The sequence below is a fragment of the Treponema maltophilum ATCC 51939 genome, assembly GCF_000413055.1.
Taxonomy (GTDB): domain Bacteria; phylum Spirochaetota; class Spirochaetia; order Treponematales; family Treponemataceae; genus Treponema_C; species Treponema_C maltophilum.
In genome coordinates this window covers 915,938-931,710 of the sequence record NZ_KE332518.1, presented here as the reverse complement: position 1 = coordinate 931,710, position 15,773 = coordinate 915,938, and the positions used below count along the sequence as shown (strand labels likewise).

The 15,773-nt window shown below is 49.7% G+C and carries 11 protein-coding genes; 2 read left to right on the top strand and 9 right to left on the bottom strand.

All coding sequences use genetic code 11. From position 1 onward, the window contains the following. Nucleotides 1-178: 178 nt before the first annotated feature. Both HMPREF9194_RS04160 and HMPREF9194_RS04155 read left to right on the top strand, forming a co-directional pair. A complete protein-coding gene (locus HMPREF9194_RS04160; protein ID WP_016525127.1) occupies nucleotides 179-1,978 on the top strand; it encodes a hypothetical protein in 1,800 nt (599 codons plus the stop codon). A 77-nt stretch (nucleotides 1,979-2,055) separates the two neighbouring features. Next, nucleotides 2,056-2,466, top strand: coding sequence for a DUF3276 family protein (locus tag HMPREF9194_RS04155; protein WP_016525126.1), 411 nt, complete (start codon nucleotides 2,056-2,058; stop codon nucleotides 2,464-2,466). On the opposite strand, the gene feoB is transcribed toward HMPREF9194_RS04155, so the two are convergent. The 9 genes from feoB to HMPREF9194_RS04110 form a co-directional block, all read right to left on the bottom strand. Next, nucleotides 2,463-4,484: a ferrous iron transport protein B gene (feoB, locus tag HMPREF9194_RS04150; RefSeq protein WP_016525125.1), complete on the bottom strand. Its 2,022-nt coding sequence runs from the start codon at nucleotides 4,482-4,484 to the stop codon at nucleotides 2,463-2,465. The genes HMPREF9194_RS04155 and feoB overlap by 4 nt on opposite strands. Next, on the bottom strand, nucleotides 4,481-4,711 hold the full coding sequence (locus HMPREF9194_RS04145; protein WP_016525124.1) for a FeoA family protein: 231 nt from the start codon (nucleotides 4,709-4,711) through the stop codon (nucleotides 4,481-4,483). The genes feoB and HMPREF9194_RS04145 overlap by 4 nt, the downstream gene beginning before the upstream one ends. Before the next feature lie 138 nt (nucleotides 4,712-4,849). Continuing rightward, nucleotides 4,850-7,438, bottom strand: coding sequence for an ATP-dependent chaperone ClpB (gene clpB, locus HMPREF9194_RS04140; RefSeq protein WP_016525123.1), 2,589 nt, complete (start codon nucleotides 7,436-7,438; stop codon nucleotides 4,850-4,852). Nucleotides 7,439-7,469: 31 nt separating this feature from the next. Continuing rightward, complete coding sequence (locus HMPREF9194_RS04135) at nucleotides 7,470-8,258, bottom strand: ABC transporter ATP-binding protein (RefSeq protein WP_016525122.1); 789 nt, start codon at nucleotides 8,256-8,258, stop codon at nucleotides 7,470-7,472. Next, entirely contained in the window at nucleotides 8,251-9,246 is a 996-nt protein-coding gene (locus HMPREF9194_RS04130) for a FecCD family ABC transporter permease (protein ID WP_016525121.1), read from the bottom strand. The genes HMPREF9194_RS04135 and HMPREF9194_RS04130 overlap by 8 nt, the downstream gene beginning before the upstream one ends. Before the next feature lie 2 nt (nucleotides 9,247-9,248). After that, on the bottom strand, nucleotides 9,249-10,352 hold the full coding sequence (locus HMPREF9194_RS04125) for an ABC transporter substrate-binding protein (RefSeq protein ID WP_016525120.1): 1,104 nt from the start codon (nucleotides 10,350-10,352) through the stop codon (nucleotides 9,249-9,251). An 81-nt stretch (nucleotides 10,353-10,433) separates the two neighbouring features. Then, entirely contained in the window at nucleotides 10,434-11,534 is a 1,101-nt protein-coding gene (locus HMPREF9194_RS04120) for a hypothetical protein (protein ID WP_016525119.1), read from the bottom strand. 19 nt (nucleotides 11,535-11,553) lie between these two features. Continuing rightward, nucleotides 11,554-14,532 carry an insulinase family protein gene (locus HMPREF9194_RS04115; protein ID WP_016525118.1) on the bottom strand — a complete coding sequence of 993 codons (2,979 nt, stop codon included), beginning with the start codon at nucleotides 14,530-14,532 and terminating at the stop codon, nucleotides 11,554-11,556. Next, nucleotides 14,519-15,742, bottom strand: coding sequence for a flagellar motor switch protein FliG (locus HMPREF9194_RS04110; RefSeq protein WP_016525117.1), 1,224 nt, complete (start codon nucleotides 15,740-15,742; stop codon nucleotides 14,519-14,521). Before HMPREF9194_RS04110 ends, HMPREF9194_RS04115 begins: the two co-directional genes overlap by 14 nt. Between the last annotated feature and the right edge of the window lie 31 nt (nucleotides 15,743-15,773).

Here is a 15,773-nt window from a genome sequence, read left to right as displayed (position 1 = left end):
TCAGGCAATTCGCTGTGCGCATAAGCCGTTCACGGCCGCTCTTTCACGCCCCTCTCATAAACATTTATTTTTTACAAGAGCTGTATTCATGCCGATTTCCTCCGCTTCTCTTTTTCCGGAAAGGGCTGAATTTGTTCATCTTGAGTACGGATTAACTTTATGATAAAATGGCGGTCGTATGAAAAGCGTATTCGATAAAGATTTTTCCTCAATGATTTTGTCCGCATCCGGCTGGCGTACGGTATTCGCCGCGTCGGGGGATGAAGAAGACGCGAGTCCCGAATTGACCGAAGAAAAAGCGGCACTCGCCGTTTTAGCCGCCAAAGCCTTTGCGCAATACATTCAAAACATAAAAGGAAAGGAAGCTCAAATCGTTGTCGGCACCGACACTCGGCCGACCGGGCCGGCGATTGCCGATTGTATGATCCGCGCTTTTTCGGCGATGAATGTAAAGGTGCGTTTTGTCGGCATCAGCGCCGCGCCCGAAATAATGTCCTATGCAAAAAGCGCCGACGCCTTTGCCTATATTTCGGCAAGCCACAACCCGATCGGGCACAACGGCATCAAATTCGGGCTTTCCGACGGAGGCGTTATTCCGGCCGAAGAGTCGGCAAAACTTATCGCTTCCTTCAAAAAATTGTGCGGTGCGGATACCCCAGAAGAAGATGCAAGGGCTTTGCTGCGTTCATGCCCCGAAGATGTTTTGAAAGCCGTTTACGCACAAAACGCGCAAATAAAAAAAGACGCCGTCGCGGTCTACGAATCTTTTACGCGCCGGGTCGTCAGTGCCGAAACCGACAAAGCAAAGCAAAACGCTTTTTTCAACAACATAAAAAACACCGTAAAACAATCGCCCCTAGCCGTCGTATGCGACATGAACGGCAGCGCGCGCTGTCTTTCGATCGATGCATCCTTTTTGCGCGAAAACGGTATCGGCTTTTATGCGATAAACGATCAGGCGGAAAAAATCGTGCACGCGATTATTCCCGAACCGGAAAATCTCGTCTATTGCGCGCGTGAAATGGAACGTCTGCACAAAGAATGCAAAAACGAAGTGCAACTCGGCTACATGCCCGACTGCGACGGCGACCGCGGCAACATCGTGTATTGGGATCAAAAAACACAAAAAGCCCGCGTACTTGCAGCGCAGGAAGTTTTTGCCCTTTCGGTGCTTTCCGAACTCGCATTCCGCCGCTTTACAAAGGGTGAAGAAAAAACGGCCGTCGCCGTAAACGGACCTACGTCCATGCGCATAAACGACATTGCGCAAGCTTTCGGCGCCGACGTGTTTCGCTCCGAAGTCGGCGAAGCGAATGCCGTAAACCTTGCCCGCTCTTTGCGCGAAAAAGGATACGTCGTTCCCATTTTGGGTGAAGGTTCGAACGGCGGCAACATAACCCATCCGGCGGCGGTCCGCGATCCTTTAAACACGCTGTTCGCACTGATTAAATTGCTGACCATCCGCGACGCAAACGGTAAAAAAGGCTTGTTTCATCTGTGGTGCGCGCTTTCCGGCCGGGAAAGTGCATACCGCGGCGATTTTACGCTTGCCGACATCATACAAACCCTTCCCGCCTACGCGACAACCGGCGTATCGGATAAACGCGCGCTTTTGCACATAACGCAAACGGATCACGCACGGCTTAAGCGGAATTTTCAAAAACTGTTTTGCGCGCAATGGCGCGAAAAAGAAAAGGATTTACGGGAACGTTACGGCATTATGTCTTGGGAAGCGGCCGCAACGGTCGGCATTAACGAAATCCTCAATCCTTCGGACTTCGGCATATCGGGAAAAGGCGGTTTAAAAATCGTCTTTAAAAACGGAGCCGGCGAAAACCTTGCCTACATGTGGATGCGCGGCAGCGGCACCGAACCGGTGTTCCGCATTATGTGCGACGTAAAAGGCGGCGACAAAAAGCTTGAAGCCGAACTTATCGATTGGGAAACGGCTATGCTTGTACAAGCGGACGCTATGTGATACAATTAAACGATAGGCAAACCTCTAAAAACTGCAGTTTTTAGAGCCAACTTTGAAAACTCGACAGGCGGTTTTATATGGGCGCAAGAGGCGAACTTTTTACGACGCAAATCGTATTGGAAAACAGGTCGTATTTTTTTAACGTAAAAGAAAACCGCACGGGCGATATTTTTTTACAGATTGTCGAAAGCAAAAATAAAAACGGCGAATCCTTCGACCGCCACCAAATCGCGGTGTTTGCCGAAGATATGCAAAAATATCTGAAAGGTTTTGAAGAAGCCCTCGCCTTCATCCAAAAACAGGAAAAAGAAAAAAGCAAGCTCGCACTGCAAAAAAAGCAGGCAAAAAAAGCCGTGTACCGCACAAAGGGCCAAAGCGCGTCCAAGGATTCCGCAGCCGAAAAAAAAGACTCCCCGGCGCGCACTGTTCCGAAACGCACCGGCAGAGTCCACATCGTTTCCAAACGGAAAACGCAAACGGAAGATTAAAACAACAGCAATCCTATGCGGTATGCCGCAAAGGCCAAAATCAAGGCAAAAAAGATATAGTACAGCGCGATGGTGATTGTCCATCTTTTGGAATGGGTTTCCTGCGCCGTTGCGGCTAAAGTCATTAAGCAGGGCATGTTAAAAAAGAACGCAAAAAGAAAAGCCAGCGCTTCCGGCTTTGATATAGCCGACAGCATGTCGGAACTCAAAGCGACGGTATCTACGGCGCTGCGCACTTCGACGGCTTGCCATATCGCCGACGAACTGAACAAAGACGCCAAAACGCCGAGCGCCGATTCCTTTCCCATCGCCGAGGCTACAAAGGCCATAAAAAGCTGCCACGGCAATCCAAAAAAGCGCGTAACCGGCTCGATAAACGTTCCTATTTTATAAATAACGCTGTTGGAAATGTTCCCGCTCGGCGTAAAAGAAAGCAGCCAAAACCCTACGGAAATCAATATGATAATGCTCAGCGCGCGCACGAACACATCGCCCATTTTGTCACAGACCGACAAAAACAGATTTTTCCAATGCGGCTTGTGGTACGGCGGAAGTTCCATAATCATGCCGGCCGCCGTCTTTCCTTTATACAAGGATTTTTTAAACAGATTGTACGTGATTATCAAATGCAAAAAAGCGACGGCAAACAAACTAAGCACGATAAAGATCGCTTGCGCGCCGAAAAAAGTGCCGCTTATAAAGCCGACGACGCCCCATGTTGCGGCACAGGGAACAACCCACGAAAGCGCGATCGTCATTATGCGCTGCTGCCACGAATCGATAATTCTCGATCCGGTTACGCCGCCGATATTGCAGCCGAAGCTGACCAAAAACGGCATGACGGCTTTGCCCTGCAGCCCGATTTTCGACATCGTGTTATCGAACACATACGATACGCGCGCCATGTAGCCGATGTCTTCCATAAAGCCGAACACCAAACTGATGCCGAACACAAAACTTGCCATTTGAAAGGCGAAGGTAACCGCCGTCATAACGGCGCCGCACAGCAGCGATATAAGCACTTGCGATACGCCGAGCGCCAAAAGTCCCTTTGCGATAAGGGCCGAAAGTTTCGGGATTACAACCGCAAAGAGGCCCATAAACGGAAAACCTATCAGCATGGAAAGAATAAGGCCGAGCATAATAATACCGACTGCAAGCGGCTTTCCCCAGCGTTTGCTCGTCGCCAGCTTGTCGAAAGCGCTCCTTTTAAAGACCGTTTTTTCTTGACGGACGCAGGAAGCTATAAGCGAATCGATCCACTCGAATTTGCAGCTTCCGGTATCGAGGCTGCCGTTTGCAATATGCGCCGTAATTTCCTTTATTTTTTTTAAAACATCGCGCGGAACGCCGTCTTCGACAATTCCGACGGCTTTTATATCTTTTTCGATAAGTTTTACCGCAAGCCACATGCGCGAAAAAGCGCCTATGCCCTTTGCAGGAAGAAGCGCGGTTAAATCTTTATACGGTTTTCCGAGAACGCTTTCGTACGATTTTTCAAGCGAAGCCGTTTTTAAAGCGCTTTTTCCGTCGAATCCGTCCAAAAAGGCGAATAAATCCTTATATTGCGCTTTATCCGCCGCAACGATCGGAACAACCGGTACGCCGAGTTCTTTTTCGAATCCCTTTATATCGACCGTTTTCCCCTGCTTTGCGGCAATGTCCATCATGTTCATAAGCAAAACGACGGGAACGTTTATTCCGGCAAAATCGGCAAGCATAAACAAACTGCGGTTAAGCTGCGAAGCGTCCGCGATAAGGGCGACGACATCGGCTTTGCCCGACGTGATGTATTCGCGCGTTATCACTTCTTCATCGGAATTGGCGGACAGTCCGTAGCTTCCGGGTAAATCGACAAGGGTGTAGCGCACGCCGTTCCGCACAAAATAACCTTCTTTTTTTTCGACGGTTTTGCCGGGCCAGTTTCCCACGTGCTGCTTTGCGCCCGTTAAACCGTTAAACAGCGTGGACTTTCCCGAATTCGGCTGCCCCAATAAAGCGATAGTAAGATTTTTCATTTGCCCAATACCTCCGCTGCAACTTTTTCGGCTTCTTTTCTGTTTAAGGCGATCAGCGTATCGCGCCCGTACAAAAGGATCGGCTGATTTTTATTGTTTTGAACGATTGTAACTTCGCTGCCGACCGTTACTCCGATAGAGGTAATTCTGCTTTGAAAGTGATTGTCGCCGCCGATGCCGGTAACGCGCGCATGCGTATCCGCACCCAGTTCGCTTAAACTGCTCATAATGATTTTCCCCCGCACATTTTCGTATAGTTAGATTCTTTTAACTTAAGGTATACTCCTTATGTGGGGAAAAATCAAGCGGCAAAAAAAAAGCCCGCAGCGTTCATACGATGCGGGCTTTTTGAGTACGCGCGTTTTTTACGAAAACGTTAAACCGTCTTTGCCTTTGCCGACGTGAACGGTGCAGCCTTCGGGATAATCGCCTGCAAGGATTTTTTTCGCAAGCGGATTTTCCAAATAGGTTTGAATGGCCCGTTTTACCGGCCTCGCTCCGAACAAAGGATCGTAACCCGTATCGGCAAGCCAGCGGACGGCATCATCGGAAACGTCCAGAATTTGGCGGCGTTCGGCAAAGCGTTTTGCAAGGCGTTCCAATTGATTGCGCACAATCGCTTCCATGCAGCTTTTGTCGAGGCGGCTGAACGTAATAATTTCGTCTATGCGGTTTAAAAATTCCGGCCGGAACTGCGCTTTTAAAAGCGCGTCGATTTGACCGGACGCTTGGCGCAGTTTTTCGTTTGTGTCCGCCTGCAAAATCAAATCGCTTCCCAAATTGCTGGTCATAATGATAATCGTGTTTTTAAAGTCCACGACGCGTCCCTGCCCGTCCGTTAAGCGTCCGTCGTCGAGCACTTGCAAAAGTACGTTGAATACGTCGCTGTGCGCTTTTTCTATTTCGTCGAACAGTACGACGCTGTACGGACGCCGGCGCACCGCTTCGGTAAGCTGTCCGCCCTCGTCGTAACCGACATAACCGGGAGGCGCTCCGATAAGGCGGCTTACGCTGAATTTTTCCATGTACTCGCTCATGTCTATGCGGGTAAGCGCTTTTTCGTCGTTAAACAAAAAGTCGGCAAGCGTTTTTGCAAGCTCGGTTTTGCCGACGCCCGTCGGGCCGATAAACAAAAAGCTTCCCAAGGGGCGGTTTTCGTCGCTTAAGCCGGCCCTGTTGCGCCTGATTGCATCGGCGACGGCTTTTACCGCTTCGTCCTGTCCGATGACGCGCTTATGCAATACGTTTTCCAATTCCAAATACTTTTGCTTTTCGCCGGCAAGCATTTTGCTGACCGGAATTCCCGTCCACGTTGAAACGATGCGCGCAATGTCTTCTTCCGATACTTCCTGACGCAATAAGCTTTCGTCGCTTGTTTTGCCGGAAGCCGCATCGCGCTCGCTGCTGACGGCTTGTTCAAGTTTGCGCTCGATTTCGGGTATGCGCCCGTATTTGATTTCGGCGGCTTTGTTCAAATTGCCTTCGCGCGTGTAGCGGATTTCGTCGGTATGCAACTGCTCCAGCTCTTCTTTGAGTTTGCGCGAAGCGTCTATACGCTCTTTTTCGTTTTGCCACTGAAGCTTCATCGCATCTCGCTTTGCGGTATGTTCGGCCAATTCTTTATTCAGTTTATCCAGCCGCACTTTGGACGCTTCGTCTTTTTCTTTGCTGAGCGCTTGTTTTTCGATTGTCAGCTGCAAAATTTTGCGCTCTTCCTGATCGAGTTCGGTCGGCTGACTTTCGATTTCCATCTTCAGCTTACTCGCCGCTTCGTCAACCAAGTCGATGGCCTTATCCGGCAAAAAACGGTTTGTAATGTAACGGTTCGAAAGTACCGCCGCGGCAACGAGGGCGTCGTCGCGGATACGCACACCGTGGTGCACTTCGTACTTTTCCTGCAAGCCGCGCAAAATGGCGATGGTATCTTCGACCGAAGGCTCGGCGCAATACACTTGCTGAAAGCGCCGCTCCAGCGCCGCATCTTTTTCGATGTATTTGCGGTATTCGTCAAGCGTGGTCGCTCCGATGGCGCGAAGTTCTCCGCGCGCAAGGGCGGGCTTTAACAAATTGGAAGCATCCATCGACCCTTCGCTCGCACCGGCACCGACCAAGGTGTGCAATTCGTCGATAAACAAAATAATTTGCCCTTCGCTTTTTTGCACTTCGTTGATAACCGCTTTTAAGCGCTCTTCGAACTCGCCGCGGAATTTCGCGCCGGCAACCAAAGAGCCCAAATCCAAGGCTAAAAGCCGCTTGTTTTTTAAACTGTCCGGTACGTCTGAAGCAACAATGCGGCGGGCAAGCCCTTCGACTATTGCGGTTTTGCCGACGCCCGGCTCACCGATAAGCACGGGATTGTTTTTGGTGCGGCGGCACAGCACTTGCATAACGCGCCTGATTTCTTCGTCGCGCCCGATAACCGGATCGATTTTTTCCTGTCGCGCAAGGGCGGTAAGGTCGCGGCAATATTTGTCCAGCGCCTGCATAGTCGCTTCGGGATCCTGATTTGTTACGCGCTGGTTGCCGCGCACGGCTTTAAGCGCTTCCAAAACGGAAGAGCGATTTATGCCGTTTTGCTTTAAAAGCGAAGCGCATTCGCCGTCCGAAGACACGATTGCCAATAAAATATGTTCGGCCGAAAGATATTCGTCTTTTAATGCGGAAGCCTCCCGCTCCGCCTTCGCAAGTATTTTTGAAAATTCGGCCGACAAGCCCATTTGCACGTTGCCGTGCACTACCGGATAACGGTCGAGCAATGCTTGAACTTGCCCCGCAAGCTGCGCGGGATCCGCTCCGATGCGCTCGACAATAGGAGCAACAATGCCGCCTTCCTGAGTAAGCAGCGCGTACAGTACGTGTTCCGTACCGATTTCACTGTGATCTTTTTGCTGCGCAAGAGCGCTCGCGCTTTGCAGCGCATCCTGCACTTTCACTGTCATTTTATCGTAATTCATACAATAAATTTACGATTAAAAAAACGAAACGTCAAATAAAATCGAGCGGAATAATTCCCTTCACTACTTTGTCTCCGACAGGTACACTCACAATCGAACACGCTATTTTGAAAAACTCACGTATATTTTCTTCAGTAATAATATCTTGTGACCGTCCAAACAAGTACGAATTGTTCCGTAAAAGCAAAGACATGTCGGATATTTTCAGCGCATTTGTCGGAAAGTGCGTGTTTAAGATGACCGCCCGCCCGTCTTCGTGTGAGAGTTTTTCAATAATGCTTAAAACGCGCATTTGATTACGCAAATCCAAATTCGATTCGGGCTCGTCCAATATCAGCACTTCGGGATTTTTTACGAGCGCGCGAGCAATCAATACCATCTGCAGTTGACCGCCGCTCAACTGATTGCACGATTTTTCTTTCAGATCAATGATGCCAAAGCGTTCCAGTACCGCATCGACATATTCATAATCGCGTTTTGACGGCACTCGACCGAAAGCAATCGATGCGTTTCGTCCGAGTACAACCATCTCTTTTACCTGATAGCCGAAAACACTCTTCTTTGCCTGCGGTACATACGCGACTGAATTCCAAAAACTTTTGTCGTCCATATCGGCACGATCGATTTTTTTGCGGCCGACAAAAATCTTTCCCGTTTGCAGTCTGAGAAAACCCATAATGCATTTTATGAGTGTCGTCTTTCCGATGCCGTTTGCTCCCATAACGGCAAGAATTTGAGAAGCGTCCACGCGAAATGACACATTACGGAATAAGGGCGGAGCATCGGAGTACGCAAACGAAGCGTTTTCCACTTCAATCATACCACGATCCTCCGCTTTTATTTAAAAGGGTTGCAAAGATCGGCGCGCCTATAAGTGCCGTTAAAATCGACAGCGGAATTTCGGTTGCCGTAACGCTTCGGGCAAATGTATCGATGACGATTAAAAAAACCGCGCCCAGCAAAACGGACGTCAAACAACTGTATTTGTGATCGGTGCCGACGAGCATGCGCGAAAGATGCGGAACGGCCAAACCGACAAAGCCGATGACGCCGCAGTGCGAAACGGTAACGGCCGCAATGAGCGTCGAGGCTGCAATAATAATCGCGCGGGTTCTGTTTATGTTGACGCCGAGCGAAAGCGCTTCTTCGCGGGAAAGAGAAAGTACGTTCAGCCGCCAGCGGAAAAGCCACAGCACAAAGATTGCGGCGAGCAAAGGCGGAACGGCTTTTGCGATATCCGCATATGAAGTGCCTGCTAAACTTCCCATAAGCCAATACGTGATCGTCGGCAGCTTCGATTCCGGGTCGGCAACGAATTTTATAAGAGAGGTCAGCGCTTCAAAGGCCGCCCCGACGATAATCCCCGAAAGCACTAAAGTCAGTGTGCTGCGTCCGCCTTTGCGTTTACTGAGCCGGTACGTCAGCGCCATGCCGACAAGGCCGAACAAAAGAGAACTTGTTTCAACTATTGCAAAATTGGAAAAGAGCAATATGCCCAAGGCGGCGCCGAAACCCGCGCTGTACGAAACGCCGAGGACGTGAGCGCTTACGAGCGGATTGCCGAACATAGCCTGTAAGCTCAAACCCGCAACTGAAAGTCCGCTTCCGACCGCCGCCGCCATTATAATGCGCGGCAGCCGTACCGACCAGATGACCGTATCGAGCGCGGAGTTTTCCCCGTAGTGAACGGCGGAACGGAACACGTCGAGCGGGTTCATCGTATATCTTCCGATACACAATGCCGAAACGCTCACGGCACATAAAAGTACAGCTAAAAGAAGATTTATGCCGTTTTTTCCTTTAAACATTCTTACTGTTTTCCCCCGAAATTCGCACCTTTAGCGGCTTCGGTGTTCGCAGTCAAAATGCCTTCGATCTGTTCGTCGGTTAAATCGTATTGATAAAAACGCTTATAATACTCTTTGATTTCTTTTTGCATATCGTAATTGAAGATACCGGGCTGCATGTGATTCGCCATCCACATGGACATGAGCGGTGCGTCTCCGGACGGCGGGAACCAGCGGTACACGCCCAGAGGTTCTTTGAACACCTTTTTATTTTTAACCGCGGCAACGTTGCTCCAATTTTGTCCGCGTATTTTATTTTCGTAGAGGTCTTCCGGCATGGTTTCCGTAAATGTCGTAATGAGGATGATATCGGGATTCCATTTATAGATCTGTTCCATATTAACGATGGCGTGTCCCTGAATTTCACGAGCGGCGTTTATACCGCCGGTGTTTTCTATCCACGTACCGCCGTAAAATTTATTGCCGCTCACCGATATCTCTTCGGAACTGTGATTGAATATGTACAAAACCTTCGGCTTATCGCTGTCGGGAATCCCTTCGATTTTCGATAAAATATCTTTTTGCAGCGAGCGGCCGTATTCCAAAACCGCGTCGACTTTTTTGCTTTTGCCGAACATCTCGCCCATGATGGCAAGCCAGCTGTCCATCGTTACGATGACGTCTCCGTCGCCCTGCGTTTTCACGCCGACAGCCGGAATACCGGCAGACTTTAACAATTCATACTGATTCGTGTATTCCGCCCAATACATGACGACATCGGGCTTAAGTTTCATGAGCTCTTCGATATTGATATCGACGCCGTTGATAAAATTCGACGGCACGTTCAAAAGCGCGGGGTACATGGCGCCCATGACGGAATTTTTGATTGCGCTTGTAGCGCCCGGATGCATACCCACAAGCTTTTCGATCGGTTCACCGGTCAGCGCGTATATACTCGGAAGCGGAAGCGCGGTCAGTACGATTCGATCGGGCTTGCCGTTAAGCGTTGCCTCCATATTGTTTTGATCGATGACGGTTATCTTTTCCGCCGCGGCCGCGGTTTTCTTTTGTGCGCACGATGCAAATAAAAGCGATGCAATGCATATCACGATGACAAATTTTTTCATAAAACTCTCCTGAATGTTAGTTAATACTAACCAAAGAAAATATCATATTCTCACGGAAGAGTCAACAGAAAACAAACGTTTTCAAATGAAGTCAAGCATGTCGTATTCGCCGTATTCGCAAAAGCAATTTTCGATTCGGGCGGATTCGATCAGTTCAAGCTTTTTGCCGCCTTTTTGAAAAAACTTGATTTCGCCGATTCCCGAACCGCAGCTCCACAAGCGATTATGATATTTAAAGCTTTCCGGCGATTCGTAATGCATAAAGAGCGTATCGTTTTTTTTGCAAAAAACGTCTATGTCGAATAAATGCTTCGAAGTTTCGGCGCAAACAAGCCAATGCAAATCTTCGGCGCTTTCGCGGAAAGTGAATTTGACGCGGCTTTTTCCGCTTAAAAAATTCAAACCGAAATCGTAGCGTATGCCTTCGTAATAAAAGACGGCCGTATACTGCGGCACATTATGCGCACCCTTTGTTTTCGAGCACCCGCAGCCGACGGCAAAGCATGTATCCTTTAAGGGACGGCCGCTTATATCGCTTACGGCGTTTGAAGACGCAACGTACATAAGCGGACTGGTAAAATCGCGCCCCCAGAATTTGTCCGCGTAGCCGAACGATTTTTCGCTCGTTACAATATATTCTTCGTCGTTATATACGACCTTTCCCTTATACGCGGTTTTTATTCCCTGCGCGTGCCAGTTTACGCCGCCGAATGCGGAAGGAAATTCTTTTTGCATGCTTAAATCCCACGACATGCTGCCCGCGTCGCTCATATATTCGGGATGCAAAAGCACATCCTGTTCGCTCATAAAAACGGAACCGGTCAGGCGATCCTCGCTAACGGTTAAAGAATTAAGGCGCAAATTCAATCGGCGCCGGTCGAATTGAAGGTCGGAAGCCGGATAAAATTCATGTATTTGTTTTGCGTTTTTCCCCCACGCGCCGGCTTTAACCATAATGTACGACGGATAATATTTTTTTATCTTTTGTTCGTACAGCTGACCGAACACGGGCTCTTGGGGAGAACGCGAAGGATTGATAATAAAAAATTCAATGAAAAAACTTTTTCTGTCGCCCGTTTTAAGATTCAACCCGCTGAAAACGTGGCGCCAACACATAAAGCCGTGCTTTTTATGCAAAGTACCGAGCATTTTGCAATTTTTCCGTACGAAAGTTCTTTTCATCAAAATCCTCTTTAACCGATTATACGGACAACGGAATAATTATTCCAGTGGATTTATCGTATTTTCCGCATATAAGCGCATTTTTTGCACATTCCGCACGGCGGGCCAACGAAGAAGCGGCTTTTTGAAGGTCGGAAGAACCGGCACAAAGCAGTATGCTCAGCTTTTCTTCGCGCTCTTCGTCGCGGATGCCGTACAGCGAGCGCATAAAACCGGTAAAACCGCGGGCGGACGGAGAACGCGGCTGTACTTCTTTGCTGTACGAGCCGGTAATCGCGCGCTCCAAAATATCGCCGCTTATACGCGCCGAAGACGATTCATCCAAACATTGAACGAAGGCATCCAAAGAACGCGCCGGATCGGGGTCGCGGTACGTAACGAAGGAGAATACCTTTTCCAATACGTCCGCGGAAGCAAAGGCGCCGTAGGCTCCGCCGACGGTGCGGATTTTTTCCCACAGCACATTGTTCGAAAACCAGTGCGCAAACAGGCTTTCGTATACGGCTTCTTTTGTACCGTATGCCGACGATGCAAACGAAGAAGCGGCAAAGCCCGTTTCGCACGGAAGCGTATACACGCAAAGGTTCTTTGAACTTTCGTCGATATTTTCTATGCGCCCGAACGGCAAAAATGCTTCGGCGTCCAAGCGCGAACAAAAGGTCGGCGAAGGAACTTTCGGCGACGCGTATGCTTTTAAGCGTACCGAAAGCGCTTTTTCGGCTCCGGGCAAACCTTCTTTATCGGCGGTAATATTCACGCAAATGCCGCTGCCGCGGAGTTTTTCGTGGATTGTGCGCAAAAGATGTGCCGTTTCCGCGCTTTCCATCGCGGCAATGTGTTTTGCCGTATACAACTGACTTAATCCGCTCCACAATTCTTCAACCGATTTTGAGCGGCTGAAATAGCGGGCGCAGCGCGAAAGCGCATACATATGCCCCGCCGGAACGATTGAAGATACGAAATCGTTGCGGTATTCGAGCGCGAGGTCTTTAATGCGTTTTTCATCGGAAAAATCGGGCGATTCAAAACAATCGAACAGTAAATCGACGCCTTCTTTTGCATATTCGGCAAGCATTTTAACGCGTAAAAAAAGCCAATCGCGCCCGAGCAGGGAATCCCGCCCGGATTCGGGCAGTTTTGCCGCGCGCGGCGTCATTGCCGACGTAAAAACCGAAGCGCCGAAGCCGCCGGTAATGAGCGCGCTTTTTGCCGCCGCTTCCGCCCAATCCATGCCTTTAAAACCGACGTTCGTAAGAACCTGCGCGTAAAAAGGCAAAAACGGATACAAATCCGGCTCCAGTTCGTCAACCGGCACGGCGGCGATAACATACACGATGCCGTTTACCGCTTCGTTGTGCACAAAGGCGGGAATGTCCGCAATGGCCGTGCGCTCGGTGTGGATGCAGTCTATTTTTTTTTCGAGGTCGCGCGGCTTTAAATGGGGAATGAGCGAACGCAGCTTTTCGTCATCTTTGCTTTGATACGCGTGCAACGCTTTTTGTTTTTTTTCGATTTCGTCCCGGCTCAAAGTACACGAAGAACTTTGCTTTTCATACGCTTTTTCGCGCTTTTTGTCGTACTCTTTGTCGGGTATAACAGTAAGCAAAAGCCGGTGCGGATTATCCAAAAAAAATTTTTTTACCAGCGATTGCAGATAGGCTTTTCCGTCGGCGAGCGCAATACGGCTTTTAAGGCGCTCGAAAGCGGCCCGTGTTTTAAGCGACGAAAACGGATCGGTTCCGTTAAGCCAGCCGCGGAACGCGCGCCGCATAAGAACGAGCGACCAGGGACCCGAAGAACGCTGCACTTCGCGCTGCGAAAAATCGACCGACATTAAAGCGGCGTGCAAATCGTCGTCGGAAACGCCGTTTTGCGCAAGACCGGACAACACATCGTTAATGCAACGTTCGATTTTTTCCTCGTCGCCTTTTTTAACTCCCCTCATGCCGCACGAAAACAACAGGCGCGCAAGGTCGCATTCCAAGCCCGTGTTCGGCGCGATATCTTCGCCCAAGCCGGACTGCATTAAAGCCTTTGTAAGCGGAGAAGCGTCGTGTCCGGTAAGAATTTCGGAAAGCAAAACGGCTTGCATGTAAGAATCGGGAGAAGCGCTGTTTCCCAAAACCCAGTTAAGAAGCACGGTTTCGCCCTTTTCGCCGCTTCCCGCAGGAGCGCTTGCGCGAACCGTTTGCGGTTTGTCGAACGAACAATCGTAAATGCTTTGCTCCAAAGCGTGCAAAGCGCCGACGCCGACCGAGCCGTCCTGCGCACTGAGGTCTTTTAAAAAATGCGTTTCGATAAATTCAAGCTGCGTTTCCGTAGGAATGTTCCCGTACAAAAAGAGGCGGCAGTGCGCGGGGCCGTAATGTTCGGCATGAAAAGCTTTCAGCTTTTCGAGCGTCAGCGAGGGAATATCGACCGGATCGCCTCCCGAATCGAAGGCATACGGCGTTCCCGGAAAAGTATAGCGGATAACGTAATCGGACACGATGTCGTCGAAGCTCGAATAAGCGCCTTTCATCTCGTTATAGACGACGCCCTGCACCGAAACCTTTCCCACATCGCCGACTTCAAAACGGTGCGCTTCCTGAGCGAAGGTTTCTTCCGAAAGCAGGGGATTGAAAACCGCATCGCCGTATACGGCCATCAAATTAAAATAATCGGCCTTAACCATCGAAGACGCCGGATACAGCGTTTTATCGGGGAAGGTCATCGCATTTAAAAAGGTTTTTACGCTTTGATTGTTTAACTGCAAAAAGGGGTCTTTTAAAGGATAGCGCTTCGAACCGCAGAGAACCGAATGCTCCAGCACATGGGCCGCCCCGTCGGAAGCCGCATTCAGCGTTTTAAAACCGAAGGCAAAGAGGTTTTCTTCATCGTCGTTAAAAAGATGAAACACTTCCATGCCCGTTTTTTTATGCCGGTACCAAAGCCCCTCCGATTTATATTCGGCGCATTCTTCGCGCTTTACAAGTTGCCATGCGTCACACGAAGACATCGTCGTCCCTGCCTTTTATAGCCAATTTTCCCTGCTCCCATGCGCGGCGCAGCGTGCCGAAAAAAGCGTCGGTAACTTCGTCCGCATCCCTTTTACGGATCGGCTTTTTAAGCTGCTCTTCTTCCAAAACGGAATCGCCCCTGTCCTTCGATACGTTCGTTAAAATTTTTTCGCGGAATTCTTCCGGTTTGCCCGCAATCAAAAGCGCAAGATCCCCGTCGCTCATGGAGCGAAGCGTTTCCTGAATAAACCGATCGTCGGCGCGGATAATATCGTCGAGCGTAAACAGCCTTTTGCGCACATCGGCGCCGAGTTCCGCATCGTTTTCATCGAGCACGGACAATATGGATTTTTCGGATTCGGGATCCATTTTCTTTAAGATTTCGGCCAAAACACCGCGACCGTCCAAGGCGGTACCCGTTTCGGTGCTCAGCGTTTGCGATTTTTCACGCATGGCACGGTCGACCCGCCGCACAACTTCGGACGATATTGAAGAAAGTTTAGCCATACGGCCGATGATATCTTTTTGGCGTTCACGGTCGAGCGATTTTATAAAAGCTGCGGCAAGTGCGGGCTTTAAACGCGAAAGCACCAAAGCCTGTACCGGCGCCGACTCGTCCTTTAAAAGTTGAGAAAGACGCTCCGCGCTTATTTCCTGCAAATAGTCGAACGGAGTGCCGTCAGGATAACTTACCGTTTTTTCGAGCATTGCCTGCGCTTTATCGGCGCCGAAGGCTTTTTCCAAAATCGTGCGCGCCGTCTGTACGCCGCCGGATTGGCGCGAACGTTCCAAAAGGGATTGGAATTCGGCAAAAATAACGGACGCTTCATCCGGATCAACGCTCCGTATAGAAGCGAGTTCGGGAATGATTTTTTCGGTTTGCTCTGCGGTTAAATGCGGCAATATTTTGGCGGCTTCGTTTACGCCGATAAGCAGCAAAAACTTTGCGACCCTGCGGTACACCGAATCGGCGCCGCTTGAGCCGCTGCCGGCTAAAGAAGCTGCACCGCTCTGCGCATTTTGCCGCGCTTGATTTTGCGCTTGATTTTGCGTTTGTTTTTCAGCGCCGCCGGCCGGCTTTGCCGATTTTAAAAGACCGTCGCGCTTCATAAGTTCATCCATATGCGTGCGTACTTTGCCGACGGTATCGTCTTTCGCACCCTGCGCGGTTTTAGTATACGCTTGAATGCGCTTATCGTTAAGATTCATACTTCGATATGATAACAGTTTGCGGAATAAC

Excerpts from the sequence above, each read along its gene's own strand:
- HMPREF9194_RS04160 (WP_016525127.1), top strand. The coding sequence starts at position 179 with ATGAAAAGCGTATTCGATAAAGATTTTTCCTCAATGATTTTGTCCGCA.
- HMPREF9194_RS04155 (WP_016525126.1), top strand. The coding sequence starts at position 2,056 with ATGGGCGCAAGAGGCGAACTTTTTACGACGCAAATCGTATTGGAAAAC.
- feoB (WP_016525125.1), bottom strand. The coding sequence starts at position 4,484 with ATGAAAAATCTTACTATCGCTTTATTGGGGCAGCCGAATTCGGGAAAG.
- HMPREF9194_RS04145 (WP_016525124.1), bottom strand. The coding sequence starts at position 4,711 with ATGAGCAGTTTAAGCGAACTGGGTGCGGATACGCATGCGCGCGTTACC.
- clpB (WP_016525123.1), bottom strand. The coding sequence starts at position 7,438 with ATGAATTACGATAAAATGACAGTGAAAGTGCAGGATGCGCTGCAAAGC.
- HMPREF9194_RS04135 (WP_016525122.1), bottom strand. The coding sequence starts at position 8,258 with ATGATTGAAGTGGAAAACGCTTCGTTTGCGTACTCCGATGCTCCGCCC.
- HMPREF9194_RS04130 (WP_016525121.1), bottom strand. The coding sequence starts at position 9,246 with ATGTTTAAAGGAAAAAACGGCATAAATCTTCTTTTAGCTGTACTTTTA.
- HMPREF9194_RS04125 (WP_016525120.1), bottom strand. The coding sequence starts at position 10,352 with ATGAAAAAATTTGTCATCGTGATATGCATTGCATCGCTTTTATTTGCA.
- HMPREF9194_RS04120 (WP_016525119.1), bottom strand. The coding sequence starts at position 11,534 with ATGAAAAGAACTTTCGTACGGAAAAATTGCAAAATGCTCGGTACTTTG.
- HMPREF9194_RS04115 (WP_016525118.1), bottom strand. The coding sequence starts at position 14,532 with ATGTCTTCGTGTGACGCATGGCAACTTGTAAAGCGCGAAGAATGCGCC.
- HMPREF9194_RS04110 (WP_016525117.1), bottom strand. The coding sequence starts at position 15,742 with ATGAATCTTAACGATAAGCGCATTCAAGCGTATACTAAAACCGCGCAG.